Annotated in this window: 17 protein-coding genes and 1 tRNA gene; 11 read left to right on the top strand and 7 right to left on the bottom strand. The window is 60.6% G+C overall.

Going from position 1 to position 17131, the window contains the following annotated elements:
* The first annotated feature begins 428 nt into the window (after window positions 1–428).
* Complete coding sequence (locus I6J72_RS10430; RefSeq protein ID WP_204099127.1) at window positions 429–1640, top strand: IS1249 family transposase; 1212 nt, start codon at window positions 429–431, stop codon at window positions 1638–1640.
* A 171-nt stretch (window positions 1641–1811) separates the two neighbouring features.
* Here I6J72_RS10430 and I6J72_RS10425 read toward each other — a convergent pair.
* Together I6J72_RS10425 and I6J72_RS10420 are read right to left on the bottom strand one after the other, a co-directional pair.
* Window positions 1812–1888 (bottom strand) — tRNA-Pro (locus I6J72_RS10425).
* Between the two features lie 99 nt (window positions 1889–1987).
* Window positions 1988–2902 carry a metallophosphoesterase gene (locus tag I6J72_RS10420; RefSeq protein ID WP_204099126.1) on the bottom strand — a complete coding sequence of 305 codons (915 nt, stop codon included), beginning with the start codon at window positions 2900–2902 and terminating at the stop codon, window positions 1988–1990.
* A 42-nt stretch (window positions 2903–2944) separates the two neighbouring features.
* On the opposite strand from I6J72_RS10420, the gene I6J72_RS10415 reads away from it, so the two are divergent.
* A complete protein-coding gene (locus I6J72_RS10415) occupies window positions 2945–3409 on the top strand; it encodes a GatB/YqeY domain-containing protein (RefSeq protein ID WP_115021024.1) in 465 nt (154 codons plus the stop codon).
* 13 nt (window positions 3410–3422) lie between these two features.
* Here the strand turns inward: I6J72_RS10415 and I6J72_RS10410 are convergent, their stop codons facing one another.
* Complete coding sequence (locus I6J72_RS10410) at window positions 3423–5852, bottom strand: transglycosylase domain-containing protein (protein ID WP_204099125.1); 2430 nt, start codon at window positions 5850–5852, stop codon at window positions 3423–3425.
* 174 nt (window positions 5853–6026) lie between these two features.
* Between I6J72_RS10410 and I6J72_RS10405 the strand changes: the two genes are divergently transcribed.
* The 4 genes from I6J72_RS10405 to I6J72_RS10390 are packed head-to-tail and all read left to right on the top strand — an operon-like array spanning window position 6027 to window position 7841.
* Window positions 6027–6362 carry a WhiB family transcriptional regulator gene (locus I6J72_RS10405; RefSeq protein WP_174519871.1) on the top strand — a complete coding sequence of 112 codons (336 nt, stop codon included), beginning with the start codon at window positions 6027–6029 and terminating at the stop codon, window positions 6360–6362.
* Between the two features lie 27 nt (window positions 6363–6389).
* Window positions 6390–6551 carry a DUF4177 domain-containing protein gene (locus I6J72_RS10400; protein WP_010189965.1) on the top strand — a complete coding sequence of 54 codons (162 nt, stop codon included), beginning with the start codon at window positions 6390–6392 and terminating at the stop codon, window positions 6549–6551.
* Entirely contained in the window at window positions 6552–7010 is a 459-nt protein-coding gene (locus I6J72_RS10395; protein ID WP_204099124.1) for a RidA family protein, read from the top strand.
* 18 nt (window positions 7011–7028) lie between these two features.
* Window positions 7029–7841: an MBL fold metallo-hydrolase gene (locus tag I6J72_RS10390; protein ID WP_204099123.1), complete on the top strand. Its 813-nt coding sequence runs from the start codon at window positions 7029–7031 to the stop codon at window positions 7839–7841.
* 117 nt (window positions 7842–7958) lie between these two features.
* Here the strand turns inward: I6J72_RS10390 and glxR are convergent, their stop codons facing one another.
* Window positions 7959–8642, bottom strand: a complete 684-nt coding sequence (gene glxR / locus I6J72_RS10385) for a CRP-like cAMP-activated global transcriptional regulator GlxR (RefSeq protein ID WP_070671488.1) — start codon at window positions 8640–8642, stop codon at window positions 7959–7961.
* Between the two features lie 303 nt (window positions 8643–8945).
* Here glxR and nth point away from each other — a divergent pair, with 303 nt between their 5' ends.
* Genes nth through I6J72_RS10360 form a run of 5 tightly spaced genes read left to right on the top strand, consistent with a single transcriptional unit; the run spans window position 8946 to window position 13219 of the window.
* Window positions 8946–9599 carry an endonuclease III gene (gene nth / locus I6J72_RS10380; RefSeq protein ID WP_239107321.1) on the top strand — a complete coding sequence of 218 codons (654 nt, stop codon included), beginning with the start codon at window positions 8946–8948 and terminating at the stop codon, window positions 9597–9599.
* Window positions 9600–9608: 9 nt separating this feature from the next.
* Window positions 9609–10178, top strand: a complete 570-nt coding sequence (locus I6J72_RS10375; RefSeq protein ID WP_204099121.1) for a TlpA disulfide reductase family protein — start codon at window positions 9609–9611, stop codon at window positions 10176–10178.
* Window positions 10175–10852, top strand: coding sequence for a CoA pyrophosphatase (locus I6J72_RS10370; protein ID WP_204099120.1), 678 nt, complete (start codon window positions 10175–10177; stop codon window positions 10850–10852). The genes I6J72_RS10375 and I6J72_RS10370 overlap by 4 nt, the downstream gene beginning before the upstream one ends.
* A gap of 30 nt (window positions 10853–10882) precedes the next feature.
* Window positions 10883–12070, top strand: coding sequence for a MarP family serine protease (locus I6J72_RS10365; protein ID WP_204099119.1), 1188 nt, complete (start codon window positions 10883–10885; stop codon window positions 12068–12070).
* Between the two features lie 39 nt (window positions 12071–12109).
* Window positions 12110–13219, top strand: coding sequence for an HNH endonuclease signature motif containing protein (locus tag I6J72_RS10360; protein ID WP_204099118.1), 1110 nt, complete (start codon window positions 12110–12112; stop codon window positions 13217–13219).
* A gap of 153 nt (window positions 13220–13372) precedes the next feature.
* Here I6J72_RS10360 and I6J72_RS10355 read toward each other — a convergent pair whose 3' ends face one another.
* From I6J72_RS10355 to I6J72_RS10345, 3 genes are read right to left on the bottom strand one after another with little or no spacing between them, the layout of a single operon-like run.
* The gene (locus I6J72_RS10355; RefSeq protein WP_204099117.1) at window positions 13373–15142 is read right to left on the bottom strand and encodes an ABC transporter ATP-binding protein; all 1770 of its coding nucleotides are present in this window, start codon (window positions 15140–15142) and stop codon (window positions 13373–13375) included.
* Complete coding sequence (locus I6J72_RS10350) at window positions 15142–16101, bottom strand: ABC transporter permease (RefSeq protein WP_204099116.1); 960 nt, start codon at window positions 16099–16101, stop codon at window positions 15142–15144. Before I6J72_RS10350 ends, I6J72_RS10355 begins: the two co-directional genes overlap by 1 nt.
* A complete protein-coding gene (locus I6J72_RS10345) occupies window positions 16094–17020 on the bottom strand; it encodes an ABC transporter permease (RefSeq protein WP_070516350.1) in 927 nt (308 codons plus the stop codon). Before I6J72_RS10345 ends, I6J72_RS10350 begins: the two co-directional genes overlap by 8 nt.
* Window positions 17021–17131 lie beyond the last annotated feature (111 nt).

The raw sequence follows: 17131 nt of genomic DNA, 5'->3' as shown, positions 1-17131 counted from the left end.
ACTCCTCTGATTATGCCGCGTGCCCTGTTGTCACGCGGTCAGAAGAATCTTCTCCCAAAGCGTTACTCGATACTCACCATCCCGTTACTAGATAGTCACCACGGTGTTACTAGATACCCCCGCGCAACATTCCTAAGACCAACTGAATACTTCTCTTTTTGCTAGCTCGGAAAACCCATGTGAGGTTCCGGGCTATTAGTCGTTTTAGAGGGGACGAACCATGCTGCAATTCTTATCATTTAACGCCTGGATCACGGCTTAAGGGACATTTCGTGTGGATAAATCGATACGGATTCCCGGAGCAGCCTGGGATAATGCCGTGATCTTGATTTTGAATCGGTTCCAACAGCCCGATCGATGAAATCAACACCGGATAGTCCTAGGTCTGTGGTAGGAGGACTGTTGTTGGTGCGGTAAGGCCAATTCCTATGGCTAATAGGAACCGGCCGTCGTGTGACATGTGCGGCCACGGACTGGTTAAGAACGGCAAAACCGCGGCAGGAACCCAACGCTGGCTGTGTCCTCAGTGCAACGTTTCATCGATTAATCCCCGCGCACGCGCCAGCGAGATTCGGCACTTCAAAATCTTTATTGACTGGATTCTTTCCGGTGAATCCGCAGACCATTTAGCTAAACGCCTTGGGGTAACCAGACGAACTTTGACCCGGTGGTTCAAGCTTTTGTGGTTTATCACCGTGCCCACGTCTACTGACCCCTATCGTGTTTACGACCAGGTCTTTATCGACGGCACCTACTTTCACAAGAAATGCCTGCTGGTAGCCTGCACCAATACACACGTCATTGCCTGGCATTGGTGCCTGCGCGAAAGCTCGTATGAGTACCTGAAACTGCTCGACAAAATTGCTCAACCACTCGTTGTCACCACCGACGGGGCAGGCGGAGCGCTCAAGGCACTGCGCATTAAATGGCCCGACGTGAGAATCCAGCGATGTCTTGTTCACGTCCAGCGCAACACTTTCGCCGATATCAGCCGCAACCCGATTCACCCAGCCCATAAAGCAATCCGGAAACTGGGCTACATGCTCGCCCAGGTACACAGCCTTGAAGATGCTGCACGGTTTACTACTGCAGTCCACCACACCCGCATCACCTTTGCTGATTGGCTTAAACAGCGCACCTACCGCAGTGCTATACCGGCAGGCCAAGTACCGAAATGGGTCAGCCCCAACCAGAAATGGTGGTACACCCACCGCAACGCCCGCAGAGCATTAAAGCGTTTGGAAAAACTCATCCACGCCGGACAATTATTTACCTTCCTTGACCCGCCTGAAGGTGTCACACAGGATCTAAAAGCCACCACAAACCTGCTGGAAGGCGGCATCAACAAACAACTCAAAGACTTAGCCGGAAACCATCGTGGCATGTTCGATGAGCATCAGCGCATCACCATGGACTGGTGGCTCTACACCCACACCGAAGACCCGGTAGCGCCGCTGGAGTTAGCCAAGCAACAAGACTTCGGACGCCAAGGAGAAAAAGCAGCACGCGCAGCCTGGACGAAAGAACAACTCAAACGCCGCGGCCACCCAGACGGGCGACCCGCCACATACGACACCGGCATCGACAACGAATGGAACCCCAGCTTAGGCGTAAGAAAAGGCTGGGCCGGACGTTCCTAAATCCACACGAAATGTCCCTTAGCGCGACACGCCGCAAATCCACACGAAATGTCCCTTAAGCCTGGATCACCGCGAAAACGACGAAACCCACCGCCCGAAGGAGGTGGGTTTATCTATCGGAGGCGGTTTCGCAAACGATTTACGTTAGTAATGCAAAACCGTCCGGGTTAGTGGTCGGGATAACAGGATTTGAACCTGCGACCTCTTCGTCCCGAACGAAGCGCGCTACCAAGCTGCGCCATATCCCGGTGTCTCGCTCTAAGCGGTACCGGATTACTGTAACGCACCCCGGGTCGAAAGGACAAAACGGCAGCGTGGCGGGTCTTTCTCAGGTGGCCTTAAAGGTCTTAGGTTGCTGAAGCGTTCTTCTCTGTGATGCGCAGCAGCGTGGCCGATGGGCGGCAGAACACGCGGAAGGGAACGAACTTGGAGGTACCTAGGCCGTTGGACACGTGCATAAACATGGGGCCGAACTGGTGCAAACCTTGCGCGCGGGCACGGTCGATACCGCAGTTGGTCACGATGGACCGGGAGCCGGCGACCTTAAACGGCAGGCACAACTGGCCGCCGTGCGTGTGCCCAGACAGCGACAGCTGGTAGCCGTCAGCGGCGAACTTCTCTAGGACCCGCGGTTCCGGGGAGTGGAGCAGCGCTAGGGAGAGGTCGGCGTCCTCGTTCGGGGCGCCGGCGATCTCCGAGTAATCATCCAAATCATGGTGCGGGTCGTCCACACCGGCGGCAGCCAGGCGGACATCGCCCACCTTGAATTCCACGCGGGCCTGGTTGGCGTCGTGCCAGCCGTGCTCGAGAAACGCTGCGCGCATGCCCTTCCACGGCAGGTTCACATAGGACGGCGTGTTCTTCTTTCCAATCAGGTAGTTGAAAGGATTCGGGATGCGCGGTGCCCAATAGTCGTTGGTGCCAAAACAGAACATTCCCGGGCGGCTCAGCAGGGGGCCCAGGGCACGGAGGACATCGGGAACGCCGCCTTTGTCGGAGAGATTATCGCCGGTGTTGATCACCAGGTGTGGGTCAAGGTCGTCGAGGCCCGAGACCCACTCGATTTTGGCGCGCTGGCCCGGAATCATGTGGAGGTCGGAGACGTGCAGGATGCGGAATTCTGGCTCCTCGCGCAGCGTGCCGGGCTCCAGCAGAGGCAGCGTGTACTCCTTGAGCTCAAACTTGGTGAGCTCCGAGTGCGCCCACGCGGCAGCACCCAGGCCTGCGGCGGCGAGTCCGCCAAGGATGGGGAAAATCTTCACCCTCCCCACCCTACCTGGGAGAGCTAGCGTAGATTGAAGGGCATGAGTGAGTTGAAAGAAACTATCCGCGCCGACCTCAAGACCTCGATGAAGGCCAAGGACAAGGCCCGCACGTCCGCCATCCGTTCCCTCCTGTCTGCCATCCAAGCGGAGGAAACCACCGGTTCTCGCCACGAGATCACGGATGAAGATGTACTCAAGGTCATTGCCCGTGAGATTAAGAAGCGCCGCGAGTCCGCTGAGGTGTATGCGGAGAATGGCCGTCCGGAGTTGGCGGAGGCAGAGCTTGTCGACGTTCCCTTTTTCGAGGCCTACCAGCCCGAGCAGCTTGACGACGACTCCCTGAACGCCCTCGTCGCCGAATCCATCGCCGAGGTGGAAAAAGAGTCCGGCGAGCCGGTCACAATCAAGCAGATGGGCAACGTCATGAAGGTTGCCAACGCGAAAGCCGCTGGCCGCGCCGACGGCAAGCGCCTATCTACCGCAGTCAAGGCTGCTCTGAACTAACGCGCTCATTGCGCTAAAGCCCGAAGAAATCCCGCACATCGTTGGTGAAGCGGTCCACGTCATCTTGATTGATGAGCGGCTCTGGCTGTTCGGGCTGCTGATCGCCCTCACCGCCGCCGTTGTTAGCAGGCGGCTGGTAGTTGGGGGCGCTCGTCGTGGAGCCATCCTCTGAGGTGGTGGCCCCGGAGCCGTCGGAAAGCTGCAGCGTTACTTCCGCACCTTTCTTGGTGCCGGACGCACCCGTGATGACGCGCACCACCTTCCCGTAGCCCACACCAGGGGCGGCAACTTCCGTGGTTTTAACCGTGTAGCCGGCCTTCTCCAATGCGGCGCGGGCTTGGCTTTCGGACTTGCCCTTCAATCCGTCGATAAGCGGCGAGACCGTACCCGAATCATAGGCGCGGTCATAGTCCGGCACCGTGCCTTGTGCTGCCTCCGGCACGCGCACCGCCATGGTGTAGAACGTCGCCGCCGGCTCAAGGCCACCGAAGAGGTTGCCACTCCCGCACTGGCGCACCGGACCGGTACACAGCGGGGTCGTCGTCGTGCCGTCGTTGTAGATATACGGCGCTGCTGCCACCGCCGAGTTAAAGCCCAGGAAAGCCGAGGACTGGTTGGATTCTGTGGTACCCGTCTTGGCCGCTGCTTTGCCTCGGAAGCCCGCCGCGCGTGCCGATGCCGCCGCCGTGCCCTTCTCCGTATCGGCCGTCATGTTGTTCTCCAGCGCCTTGGCCACTTCCTTGCCCACCGCGCGCTCGCACGGCGTGTGCTTGAGGTAGACCTCGTTGCCGTGGGCATCCGTGACTTCCTCGATGGGGTTCGGCTCGCACCACATGCCTTCTGAGGCCACCGTGGCGCCCACATTGGACAGCTCCAGCGCATTAACCGCCGTGGGGCCCAAGGTGAAGGAACCCAGGTTGGACTCCTTGATGTGATCCGCAATGGAGGAGTTTCCGTCATAGCTGCCCGGATCTTCGTAGGAGCGTAGGCCTAGTTTCACGGCCATGTCCACCACCTGCTCCACGCCGAGCTGTTCGATGAGCTCGATGAAGGGGGTGTTGGGAGAGTAGGCCAACGTATCCTGCAGCGTCATCGTGGAGGCATAGTTGCCCGCATTCTCCACGCAATACTTGTTCGGCGGACAGTTCTCCGCGCCGCCGAAACCAAGGCCTTCCGCTTCGTAGCGCTTCGGCACAGCGAGACGGTCCTTGATGCCATAGCCCGATTCGAGCGCGGCTGCGGCTGTAAACAGCTTGAATACGGAACCCGCGCCGTTGCCCACGAGCGAGTTCGGCTGGGGCAGCAGGGTCTCATTGTTCTCCAAATCCAGGCCGTAGGTGCGGGAAGACACCATGGCCAAGACCTTGCGGGAGTCAGTGCCGGGCTTGACGACGTTCATCACTTCCGCCACGCCCGCCGCATCCGGCGCCGTGTGACTACGCACTGCGTTCAGTGCCTGGTCCTGAATATCTGGGTCTAGCGTGGTCTTGACGGTGAGGCCACCGCGAGCCAAGTGCTCACGGTCGATGCCTTTGTCGGCGAGGTAGCTCAAGACATAGTCGCAGAAGAATCCGCGATCACCGGCGCCGATGCAGCCGTTGGGCAAGGTAGCCGGGCTATCAAGCACGCCGAGGGGCTGCTGGGCAAAGCTGTCGGCGTCCTCCTGAGAGAGGGAGCCGCTGTTGACCATAGCCTGCAGGACGACGTTGCGGCGATCTCGTACTCCTTCCTCATTGGTATAAGGATTGAGGTATTCGGAAGACTGCACCATTCCAGCCAGCATGGCGGACTGGGGCACGGTGAGGTGCGCGGCATCGGTGCCGAAGTAGGTACGGGCAGCCGCCTCCACACCGAAGGAGTGGTTGCCAAAAGGCACGAGGTTGAGATAGTTCGTGAGGATCTCATCCTTGGAAAGCTTCGCATCGATATCGGTTGCCATGCGCATCTCGCGCAGCTTACGGGCCACGGACTGTTCGGTGGCGGCCTGGCGCTCCTCGTCGGTGGTGGCGTTGACGAGCAGGAGGTAATTCTTCACGTACTGCTGGTCAATGGTGGATGCGCCCTGGGAGACGCCACCTGCCGCCAAGTTGGTCCACAGCGCGCGGAAGTTACCTTGCAGGTCCACGCCCTCGTGCTCGTAGAAGCGGCGGTCCTCGATGGCCACCATGGCCTTTTTCATGGCATCCGAAATCTCATCGGGCTGCACCGAATGGCGGCGCTGCTCAAAGATATAGGCCAAGGTGTTGCCTTTGGCATCCAGGATGGTGCTCACGCCCGGTGTGTCGCCGTCGGTGAGATCCTGAATATCCGATTGCATCGTCTCGTTGGTCCTGGCTACGGCCACACCGCTCACACCCGCAATGGGGGCTAGTGCGAGGGCGATGAGGAGGCCCACCAGTGCTGTGGAGAAGATGAGCTTTCCCAGGGATTTGATGACAGTCACCCTCCACACACTACGTGCTTTGAGGCTAATCCGGGAGACCCCCCTAAAGTGTGACCTATTAGACAGGCATACCGGTTAGTGAATAGACTAACGGTGAGTACATAATATTCCGTTTTGTTGAGGGTTATTCACTTTGATGGGGCGGGATGGGAGCTTGGAAGGAGTTACCTAGCCATGACAGTCAGTGTAAAAGGTGCAGGACGGTCCGCAATGGTAAAGAATGCCTCTTCGACCACCGAACGTGGTGAGTGGGTTACCCAAGCCAAGTGTCGCAACGGCGACCCAGATGCCCTGTTTGTGCGCGGCGCTGAGCAGCGCAAGGCAGCAGTTATTTGCCGTCACTGCCCGGTGCTCAATGAATGCCGCGCGGACGCCTTGGATAATCGGGTCGAGTTCGGCGTGTGGGGTGGCCTGACGGAACGTCAGCGCCGCGCTCTTTTGCGCAAGAATCCGCACATCACCAGCTGGGCGCACTACCTTGCAGAAGGCGGCGAATTAGTCGGGATTTAAGCGCCGGATTTTAGTAGCATGGGACCCATGACTAAATGGGAATATGCCACCGCGCCGGTCCTTACTCACGCAACCAAGCAAATCCTGGATTCCTGGGGTGAAGACGGCTGGGAGCTCGTCACCATCACCCCGGGTATGAACCCGGAAAACGTGGTTGCTTACTTTAAGCGCCCGCTGGAGGAATCCTAAATGACTGCGCGCGCACGTCTGGAGGAGCTCGGTATCGAGCTCCCGTCCGTTGCCGCTCCGCTCGCGTCGTATGTCCCTGCCACTCGTGTGGGCAGCCAGGTGTGGTCCTCGGGTCAGCTGCCCGTCGTTGACGGCGAGCTGCCCGCCACCGGAAAGGTTGGTGCGGAGGTTTCCGTTGAACGCGCCCAGGAGCTGGCTCGCACTGCGGCCCTCAATGCGCTCGCGGCCATTGATGCTGAAGTGGGGATGGATAACATCACCCGCGTGGTTAAGGTCGTGGGCTTCGTCGCCTCGGATCCTTCCTTCACTGAGCAGGCCGCGGTTATTGACGGTGCCTCGGAATTCTTGGGAGAGCTCTTTGGCGAGGCCGGTGTGCATGCACGGTCTGCCGTGGGAGTGGCGGTGCTGCCGAAGGACTCTCCCGTTGAGATCGAAGTCATCGTAGAAATCGCTGAGTAATCGGATAGGGTTAGAACCATGGAGCATCCTGCATATAGCCAATTGCGTCCCGTGAGCAAGTCCGTCGGTGTCGTGCTGTGTGATAACCCCAGCTACACCGCTCTGGAAGGCACCAACACGTGGATTATTCGTGCGGGGGAGGATTCCCGCGCCATTGTTGTTGATCCGGGTCCCGAGGACGAGGGTCACCTTAACGTCGTCACCGCCAAGGCGGGCGAGGTTGCGCTGATTCTTCTGACCCACCGTCACGATGACCACGCGTCGGGTGCGCAGCGCCTGCGCCAGCTCACCGGCGCTCCGATCCGCTCTTTCGACCCGAACTACTGCAATGGCGGGGACGCGCTTGTCGACGGTGAAGTGATCGACATCGACGGCGTCACCCCCCAACTCGAGGTAGTCCACACCCCGGGCCACACTGCTGATTCCACCTGTTTCTTCGTGTGGTCCGACGAAGCCAAGAACTCCACCCTGGAGGGCATCCTCACCGGTGACACTATGGCCGGCCGTCACACCGTCTTGCTCTCTGAGACCGATGGTGACTTGGGCGATTACCTCAAGACCTTGGACCTCTTGGAGGAGCGCGGCAAGGACGTTCCGCTGTTCCCGGGCCACGGTCCGGACTTGGAGGACACCTCGGCGTTTGCCCGTAAATACATCGACCGCCGTCACCACCGCCTCAACCAGATCAAGGAAGTTCGTTCCCGCTTGGGTGAGGATGTCGACGTCAAGACGTTGGTGGATGAGATGTATGACGACGTCGACCCGGTCCTGCGCCACGCGGCCGAGCAGTCCACGCGGACCGCGTTAAAGTACCTCGACGCTGAGAAGTAAGCCGAAAACCACGAAGTCCCCCGGATTTCCGGGGGACTTTTCATATGCAGTGGTGCGCGTGGAACGCCCTCAGCGTTCCTTATGGTTCCTTATGCGGCGCTTCCAGCGCGCCGCATGTTAACGCGCGCGGCGGGCGAGGTGTTCGGTATCGACGATGAGCACCGACTTGCCCTCGAGGCGAATCCAGCCGCGGTGGGCAAAGGTAGCCAGGGCCTTGTTCACGGTCTCACGGGAAGCACCGACCAGCTGGGCGATCTCTTCCTGGGTGAGGTCGTGGTTGACGCGCAGGGCGCCGCCTTCCTGGGAACCGAAGCGGTTGGCCAGCTGCAGCAGGGTCTTTGCTACGCGGCCAGGCACGTCGGTGAAGATGAGGTCAGCCAGGTTAGCGTTGGTACGGCGCAGGCGACGCGCCAGCACGCGAAGAAGCTGCTGGGCAATCGCCGGGTGGTCACCAACCCACTGCTTGAGCATCTCAGAGTTCATCGTTGCGGCGGTGACCTCGGTGACACACACAGCGGAGGAGGTGCGCGGGCCCGGATCGAAGATGGACAGCTCGCCGAACATATCGGACGGGCCCATCACCGTCAGAAGGTTCTCACGACCGTCCGGGGCGTGGCGAGCAAGCTTAATCTTGCCCGAGGTGATGATGTAGAGACGGTCACCCGGCTCGCCCTCATCGAAGATGGTGGTGCCGCGCGGGAAGCGGACAGTCTCCATCTGCTCAATCAGATTCTGAACTGCCACTGGGTCAACGCCTTGGAAAATTCCAGCGCGAGAGAGGATGTCCTGTACGCCTTCCACTGTTACTCCTTAAAGCCTGCGCAGAGGATGGATTGATGCACACGCAAGCAAGTTGTGTTTGTTGTTGACGCAGCTGCTCTGGCAGTGCGTCAAGAGGCACTGTCCAATATCATACAGTGTAATTTGTCACCTTTTCCAGCGGGCTGAGAAATAATCACACGGCGTGAGATGTTAATTAGTTCTCGAAGGCATTTGCCTCAAGCTTTTCCATCAGAATGGCAAAGAGCGCGAGGCCCAGCGGGACAAGCAGAACAAGCGAAATCATGCGTCCCACCTTACCCGGCCGCCAGTAGAATGAGACGCATGCCTCTAGACAATCACCGCGACTCCACCGCTACCGCTGAGCGCGCCGATCACATCCGCGCTGCCCTCGCGTCGGAATACCCGGACGCTGATTGTGAGCTAAATTTTTCCAACGCGCTCGAGCTTCTCGTCGCCACGGTGCTGTCGGCACAATGCACGGATGAACGCGTCAACCAGGTCACTCCGCACCTTTTCGCGACCTACCCCACCGCCCCAGACTATGCTGCGGCCGACCGAACGGAATTGGAGAGCATCCTGCGCCCGCTGGGCTTCCAGCGAGCAAAAGCCGGCCACCTCATCGGCATCGGGGAGAAACTTGTCGGCGAATTCGATGGCCAGGTTCCGCGCGGCATCGATGAACTCACATCGCTTCCGGGAGTCGGCCGCAAAACCGCTCTCGTCGTTCGCGGCAACGCCTTTGGTCTTCCTGGTATCACCGTGGATACGCACGTCACGCGACTGAGCCAGCGCCTAGGGCTGACCAAGGCGAAGACGCCACGGGCGATTGAGAGGGACGTCGCCAAGCTCGTGCCCGAAGACGAGCAGACCGCGTTCTCTCACCAAGTCATTCTCCACGGCCGGCGCGTCTGCACCGCCCGTTCGCCGCGGTGTGGGGCCTGCGTCCTTGCCCCGTGGTGCCCGTCGCGGGGTTAAGGTGGAGCAATGAGCCAATACTCCGGGTGGCCTCGATACGTGAAGGTCAGCATCATTGCCATCAGCATCCTGGCGGCACTCGCGCTGGTCGGCGTGGTCAACCTCCTTGAGAATGATGAGCCGGAAGTTGCCCTGCCGCAATCTCAAGAAGCGGACGTGGCTTCGCGCCCCAAGTGCCCGGAAGGCCCCATCGCCGGGGTGGAGCTGCCGTGCCTGGGTGCCGCCAGCACGGCCGCAGCGAAGAATATCCAAATCGTCACCGTGTGGGCCTGGTGGTGCGAGCCGTGCCGAACAGAGCTGCCCTTCTTCCAAGACATTGCGCGCTCGCACTCCACGTGGAATGTCGTCGGCGTGCACGCAGACCCGAACGCGGCAAACGGCGCGGCACTCCTGGGTGACCTTGGTGTTGATATTCCCAGTTATCAAGATGAAAAGGGCATTTTTGCCGGCGAGCTCGGTCTGCCGGGGGTCATCCCCATCACGCTGGTGCTGCGCGATGGCCAGGTCGTGGAAAAGTTCGTCAAACCTTTCACCTCTACTAAGGAGTTAGAAGAGGCTATCGATGAGGTGCTCGAGTGAGTTGCCTTCACCCTGCCCGTGCCCCTGAATGGTTGCGTCCGGCACTGGGCGTCGATACGCGCACAGTGCAAGAGCGCCTCATCCACCATGTGAGGCCCGCGAAACGTCGCCGTGAATCGGCGGTGTTAGTGCTGCTCAAAGGCGAGAGCTTCGAGGATGGCGAGGTGTTGCTTACCCACCGTTCGCCGTCGCTGCGCTCGCACTCCGGCCAGATTGCCTTTCCCGGCGGGCGCAGGGATGAGGAGGACGCCTCGCTTGTCGACGTCGCCCTGCGCGAAGCCGAAGAAGAAACCGGCCTCGACCGCTCCACGGTCACGCCTTTGGAGCAGTGGGGAAAGCTGGATATTCGAGCAACCGGTAACACCGTAAGCCCAGTTTTGGCCTACTGGCATACTCCCGGCACTGTGTGGCCGGCCAGCCCTGCCGAGACCGATGATGTCTTCACCGTCCCGCTGCGGGAGCTGGCAGACCCGGCCAACCGCATGATGGTGGGGCACAGCCGCTGGAAGGGGCCAGCCTTTCGATCGCGAGGCTACCTGGTGTGGGGCTTTACTGCGGGGGTGTTATCGGGATTGATGGATCATGCAGGCTGGTCCGTAGAGTGGGATAAAAATAAGGTCCATGATCTGCGTGAATCACTCACTCGCTCACTTAATAATGAGAAGATGGTTTAGTTCTGCTGCCTTTGCGTGAAAGTGTTCTCCGTGTCCCTAGCTGTTGACATCGCCATTGTGATTGCCGTGCTCCTCGCCGTGCGCGTGGGCTGGCGTCAGGGTGCGCTGACCGCAGTGCTTGCAGCGGTAGGTGTCATTGCAGGTCTGGTGCTCGGAACGGTCGCCGCCCCAGCGGCGATGCAACTGGCGGACCAGCCAGCAGTGCGTTTCCTGCTGGCTGTCGGCGTGCTTATTCTGTTGGTGGGGCTGGGGCAGTTGGTGGGGGCGTCGCTAGGCGCGGCGTTGCGGGATCGTATGCGCACGCGCTCGGGGCAGCGCGTGGATTCTTCCATCGGTGCGGTCTTCCAGTCGGTGGCGGCGGTTGTGGTGATTTGGTTGGTGTCCCTGCCGTTGGCCTCCAACCTGGGTGGGCAGCCAGGCCAGGCGCTGCGTGAATCGCGTATTCTCAGCGGCCTTAACGCCGCCGCTCCTGACCGTTTAGCTTCGTTGCCGAATGGTCTGGCGGCCATGCTCAACGATTCCGGCCTTCCGCCTTTGGTGTCGCCGTGGGAACGATCCGGCACGGACGTCGAGGTGGAGGCCCCTGAGCTAGAGATTGGGGACCCGGAGCTGCTGGAGCGCGTCCGGCCTTCTGTCATCCACGTTCTGGGTGACGCTGAGGCTTGTTCGCGGCGCCTTATGGGCTCAGGCTTTGTCACGGAACAGGACTATGTCATCACGAATGCGCATGTTGTGGCCGGTACGGATAAGGTGCGCCTCGATACGGTGCTGGGGCTGAAGGAAGCGGACGTGGTGTATTACAACTCGGACGTGGACATTGCTGTGCTGCACAGCCCGGGCCTAGGTTTGGATCCTCTTCCGTGGGCAGAGGATGTTGCGGTGACTGGCGATGATGCGATTGTTCTGGGTTTCCCGCAGTCTGGTCCGTTCAGCGCGGAGACCGCGCGTATTCGGGACCGCCTCACCATCGCCGGGCCGGACATCTACTCCACCGGCCGCGTGGAGCGCGACGCCTACACCGTGCGCGGCAACATCCGGCAGGGCAATTCCGGTGGCCCGATGATTACCCCGGAGGGCCAGGTGCTGGGCGTGGTGTTTGGTGCGTCCGTGGAGGATTCCGACACGGGCTATGCGCTTACCGCGGACGAGGTGCGCGGCCACGTTGGTGACGTCACTTTGCTTGCCGACGCCACCCCCACCGGCTCCTGCGTCGGCTAACTGTTGCGCGCGTGCCTGAGGTGTTTTAGTCTTTGGCGCATGGGGGTATTAGAAACCTACTTCCACTACCGCAACTCGGGGATCGCGCTAGTGGAACAAGCATCCAGCTCACCCGATGAGCTCCGCACGCTCGGCGCCGACGCCAGTGACGCTACTGAGCTTTCCCACCTTCATCGCATCTACTTCGGGCACACCCGCTTCACCGGCAAACAACGCAAAGCCCGTGCTGCTGCGGTGGCACAGAAACATAGCCTTAGCGTTCTTGCCCTGATTGAGTCCTACACCGCCAAAGTGAAAAAAGACCTTGATGCCTGGAACCTACGCATCAAGCTTGCTGGCACCCCTGCTCACCGTATCCGCCAGGTTGCCACCAAGCGCCTAAAAGAACTTCAGTCCAAGCGCACCGCTAAACCCGGAGTACGCTTCACCTACCGCTCTAAGGGACCGAACTCCATCACCATCACCGACGCCCCGACTGTCATCGCCGATATCCGCGGAACCCTAGAATCCGTTAATAAAACAAACCTGCTTGATGCTGCCCGCACCGTCATTGTCACCGGCGGTATTGGCACCAAACCCGCCGTACATGCCCAAGTCGTTGTCACCCTCAACGAACTCGACCAAATTATTAATGGTGATGGGGAGGAAATCGAACTTAACCTCACCAACGGCGGGCGCATGAGCGGGGCAGACTTTTTGGCCTACAAGTTTGCTGAGATTGGCTACGCCACCCTCATCCACCCTTTGGAAGGACCTGTTAACTCTTATAGGATTCAGCGGCATGCCAGCTGGAAACAACGCATCAGCCTGGCAGCTGAATTCCAAACCTGCTCTAGGCCCGGCTGCAACAAACCCGCTGATTACTGCGAAGTCCACCACCTCATCCCCTGGCAGGCAGGAGGTTTTACCAACCTTAAAAACCTCACCTTCCTGTGCGCCTACCACAACGGTATTAACGATGATGACCCTAAACGCCCCACTGGGCGTGGTTACATGTTCCGGCTGAACACCGGGGTGAGCTACATCCCGCCCTGGGGTGTGCCAATTACCGCCATGCCCGAATACCAAGAAGCCACAGCCCGACTCGCTTCTGAGAAAGCAGCTGAACAAGCCACAGGGCAACCACCCGACCCACCGGGTGCAAGCTGAAGCTTCGCACCCACGCCGAGACGATGAACCCCGCCGACCACACCACGGTCAGCGGGCACATCGGCGATCCCGCAGCTAGTCGAGGCAAGCGCGCAACGATGAAACCCGCCGACCAGAGGAGGTTGGCGGGTAGGGGGCGTCGCTAAGCGCAGGCTAGTGGCCGGTACCGATTTCCAGGTGCATACCCGGAACCGAATTGATGAGGTTGCGGGTGTAGTCCTGCTGGGCGTTCTCGAAGATGTCGTCGGCAGTGCCCTGCTCGACAGCCTGGCCCTTCTTCATGACCACGACGTCGTCGGCCGTCTGGCGGACCACCGCGAGGTCGTGGGTAATGAAGAGGTAGGACAGGCTGAGCTCCGACTGCAGCTCCGCGAGCAGCTGGATGATCTGGTTCTGCACCAGCACGTCCAAGGCAGAGACGGCCTCATCGAGGACGATCACCTCCGGTTTCAGCGCCAGCGCGCGGGCAATGGCGATGCGCTGGCGCTGACCACCAGACAGCTCGTTGGGGTAGCGGCGCATGGCGGAGCGGGGCATGGAGACCATGTCGAGAAGCTCGGCTACGCGGGCCTCGCGTTCCTTGCGGGAACCAACCTTGTGCAGCGCGAGAGGTTCTTCGATGCACTTATAAATCGAGTACATCGGGTCCAGCGAGCCATACGGGTTTTGGAAGACCACCTGCATCTTGCGACGCAGGTTAAACAATTCCTTCTTCGACAGCGTCGAAGTATCGCGACCTTCAAACTCAATGGTGCCGGAGGTCGGTTCCAAAAGGCCCAGCACCATGTTGGCCACCGTGGACTTGCCGGAACCAGACTCGCCCACCAGCGCCAGGGTGGTGCCGCGGCGGATGTCGAAGGAGACATCGTCCACGGCCTTGAGGTGTTTCTTTTCGCCGCGCTGGCCACGGATGTTGAACTCCTTGGTCAGGTTGCGCACCGAAATTACCGGTTCCGCATCGCTTGGCGCTGCGGCATCAGGGGTGGCTGACTGCGCGGAGAGCGGAACAGCGGAACCAGGCTCCGCCGCAGAGGTCCCGGCGCTGCCGTGGGTGCCGTCGGCGGCAGCGGCCTCGCCGGTCTTCAGTTCCTTGGACTCCAGACCAGCTTCCTTAGCGGCGCGGATGCGGGAGGAGGCGAGGGAGGGGGCGGCGTCGACAAGCCGGCGCGTGTACGGGTGCTGCGGGGAACGCAGAATCTCGCGCGAGGGGCCCGACTCGACGATGCGGCCGCGGTGCATCACGATGAGGTGCTCAGCGCGCTCGGCCGCCAGACCCAGGTCGTGGGTAATGAAAAGCACTGCGTTGCCCAGCTCCGCGGTGAGGTGATCCAAGTGGTCAAGGATGGTCTTCTGCACCGTCACGTCAAGGGCGGACGTCGGCTCGTCGGCGATGAGCAGCTTCGGGCGTGCGGCGAGGCCAATAGCGATGAGCGCGCGCTGGCGCATACCGCCGGAGAACTCGTGAGGATACTGCTTGGCGCGGCGTTCGGCGTCGGGAAGCCCGGCCTCTTCCAGCAGCTCGACGACGCGCTTGTGGCGCTCGGAGCCCTCCACGACGTTGTTAGCTTTGAGGGATTCCTCGACCTGCGTGCCGATGCGCCACACCGGGTTGAGGTTGGACATCGGATCCTGCGGGACCAAGCCAATCTTGTCACCGCGCAGCGACTCGAATTGCTTGTTGTTGTAGTGAGTGATGTCCTCGCCCTCGAAGAGGATCTGGCCGCCGGTGACCTTGCCGGTGCCCGGCAGCAGGCCCAAGATGGACATCGCCGTGGTGGACTTGCCGGAGCCGGACTCGCCCACGATGGCCACGGACTGGCCCGGGTAAATGGACATGTTGACGCCACGCACTGCTTCAACCACACCGGTAGATGTGGTGAAGGAGATCTGGACGTCCTTCATTTCAAGAAGTGGGTTAGTCATTAACGCTTCCTCGCCTTCGGATCGAGTGCATCGCGGACGACGTCACCCATCATGATGAAGCTCAACACGGTCAGGCCCAACGCACCCGCCGGGTAGAACAGGACTGCCGGGGCCACGCGCAGGGACGCCTGCGCGTCGGAGATGTCGCCGCCCCAGGACACGAACGTCGGCGGCAAACCGATACCCAGGAAGGACAAGGTAGCCTCCGCCACGATGTAGGTACCCAGCGCCACGGTGGCATAGGAAATGATGGGGGCGGCAGCGTTCGGCAAGATGTGGCTGAACAGAATGTGCCAATTCGATGCACCGATGGAGCGCGCGGACTGGACGAACTCCTCGTTCTTGATGGAGACCACCGCGCCGCGGGTAATGCGGGCGATGGACACCCAGCCGAAGAGACCGAGGACTAAGACCACCGTGATAATGGTGCGGTGCTCCTTGAACATCTGCATGACCACGATGGCGGCCAGCACCAGCGGGATAGCGAAGAAAATATCGGTGATGCGGGAGAGCACGGAGTCGATCCAGCCGCCGAAGTAGCCAGCGACGGCACCGATGAGGGAGCCCAGAACCACCACGAGGAGGGTGGTAAGAACGCCCACGGCTACCGACGCCCGCGCACCGTAAATGACGCGAGAGTAAATGTCGCAGCCTTGGCGGTTAAAGCCGAACGGGTGGCCGGGCTCAGCCGGGGCGAGGGACTTGGACAGCTCGCACAGGCGCGGGTCCGTATTGGTAAACAGGCCCGGGACGACGGCCATAAGGACGGCGACGAGAATCATGACGGCCGCAACCCAAAACAGTGGGCGGCGGCGCAGATAGCGCCAGGCCTCGCCCCACTGGGAGGAGGGTGCAGATTCGTCCTTGACGGCGTCGACTGCGCCGAGGCCCGTCTCGTCGGTCGCGGAAACGAAGTGCTCTTGGCCCGGGTAGGGGGTAGTTTTCTCGAAGTTAGGCATAGCGGATCCTCGGATCAAGTACGGCGTACAGGAGGTCAACGAGCAGGTTGGCGATGATGTAGATGATCACCAGGACCGTCGTAAAGGACACAATCGTGGTCGGCTCGCCGCGCAGGATGGCCTGGTACATGGTGCCGCCGACGCCGTTGATGCCGAAGATGCCCTCGGTGACAATCGCGCCGGTCATGAGCGCACCAATGTCGGCACCGATGAAGGTGGCCACGGGAATCAGCGAGTTGCGCAGCACGTGGCGGCGGGTCACCGCGCCGTTGGAGAGGCCCTTGGCGCGGGCGGTGCGCACGTAATCGGCGCGCAGGTTCTCCGCCACGGACTGGCGGGTCAGGCGGATGACGTAGGCCAGGGACAGCGCGCCGAGCACCATCGCCGGCATGAGGAGTGACTTCACGGTGGCGTTCGCGCCGACGGTCACCGGCAAAACACCCCACTTGATGCCCACGAGGTACTGGAAGACGAAGCCGATGACGAAGGAGGGCACGGCGATGACTAGCAAAGAGATGACCAGTACGGTGGAGTCGAAGAAGCCGCCGCGGCGCATGCCGGCGACAACGCCGAAGAAGATGCCGAAGACAGCCTCGAAGATGATGGCCATGACAGTGAGCTTGACGGTGACCGGGAAGGCGTTTGCCATCACTTGGGTCACGGGCACGCCGGAGAAGGTCGTGCCGAAGTCCAGCATGAAGATGCCCTTGATATAGAGCAGATATTGGATGATGAACGGCTTGTCGAGGTTGTATTCGGCCTCGATGCGGGCGCGGGCAGCCTCAGTAAGGCCGCGGTCACCGCCGAGGGCTTCGACAGGGTCGCCGGGCATCAAGAAGACGAGCGCGTAGATGAGCAGGGTGGCTCCGAAGAACACCGGAATCATCTGGAGCACTCGGCGCCCGATATAGCGCAGCATAGTGTGGTCCTTTACTCGTTTGTGGGCAGGTGCTTGTCGACGCCCCGTTACCAGGCGTCACGTAGCTCATAAGGATTTTAGTGTGTGAACCAAGGCTAAGAGAAATCTATA

Origin of the sequence: Corynebacterium sp. FDAARGOS 1242 (assembly GCF_016889985.1) — a bacterium.
Taxonomy (GTDB): domain Bacteria; phylum Actinomycetota; class Actinomycetes; order Mycobacteriales; family Mycobacteriaceae; genus Corynebacterium; species Corynebacterium minutissimum_B.
The sequence above is the reverse complement of the archived record's forward strand: the minus strand, read 5'-3'. Positions and strand labels throughout refer to the sequence as shown.

What these genes read in the sequence shown, in the direction of transcription:
- I6J72_RS10430 (WP_204099127.1), top strand. Translation starts at nt 429, where the DNA reads ATGGCTAATAGGAACCGGCCGTCGTGTGACATGTGCGGCCACGGACTG.
- I6J72_RS10415 (WP_115021024.1), top strand. Translation starts at nt 2,945, where the DNA reads ATGAGTGAGTTGAAAGAAACTATCCGCGCCGACCTCAAGACCTCGATG.
- I6J72_RS10405 (WP_174519871.1), top strand. Translation starts at nt 6,027, where the DNA reads ATGACAGTCAGTGTAAAAGGTGCAGGACGGTCCGCAATGGTAAAGAAT.
- I6J72_RS10400 (WP_010189965.1), top strand. Translation starts at nt 6,390, where the DNA reads ATGACTAAATGGGAATATGCCACCGCGCCGGTCCTTACTCACGCAACC.
- I6J72_RS10395 (WP_204099124.1), top strand. Translation starts at nt 6,552, where the DNA reads ATGACTGCGCGCGCACGTCTGGAGGAGCTCGGTATCGAGCTCCCGTCC.
- I6J72_RS10390 (WP_204099123.1), top strand. Translation starts at nt 7,029, where the DNA reads ATGGAGCATCCTGCATATAGCCAATTGCGTCCCGTGAGCAAGTCCGTC.
- nth (WP_239107321.1), top strand. Translation starts at nt 8,946, where the DNA reads ATGCCTCTAGACAATCACCGCGACTCCACCGCTACCGCTGAGCGCGCC.
- I6J72_RS10375 (WP_204099121.1), top strand. Translation starts at nt 9,609, where the DNA reads ATGAGCCAATACTCCGGGTGGCCTCGATACGTGAAGGTCAGCATCATT.
- I6J72_RS10360 (WP_204099118.1), top strand. Translation starts at nt 12,110, where the DNA reads ATGGGGGTATTAGAAACCTACTTCCACTACCGCAACTCGGGGATCGCG.
- I6J72_RS10355 (WP_204099117.1), bottom strand. Translation starts at nt 15,142, where the DNA reads ATGACTAACCCACTTCTTGAAATGAAGGACGTCCAGATCTCCTTCACC.
- I6J72_RS10350 (WP_204099116.1), bottom strand. Translation starts at nt 16,101, where the DNA reads ATGCCTAACTTCGAGAAAACTACCCCCTACCCGGGCCAAGAGCACTTC.
- I6J72_RS10345 (WP_070516350.1), bottom strand. Translation starts at nt 17,020, where the DNA reads ATGCTGCGCTATATCGGGCGCCGAGTGCTCCAGATGATTCCGGTGTTC.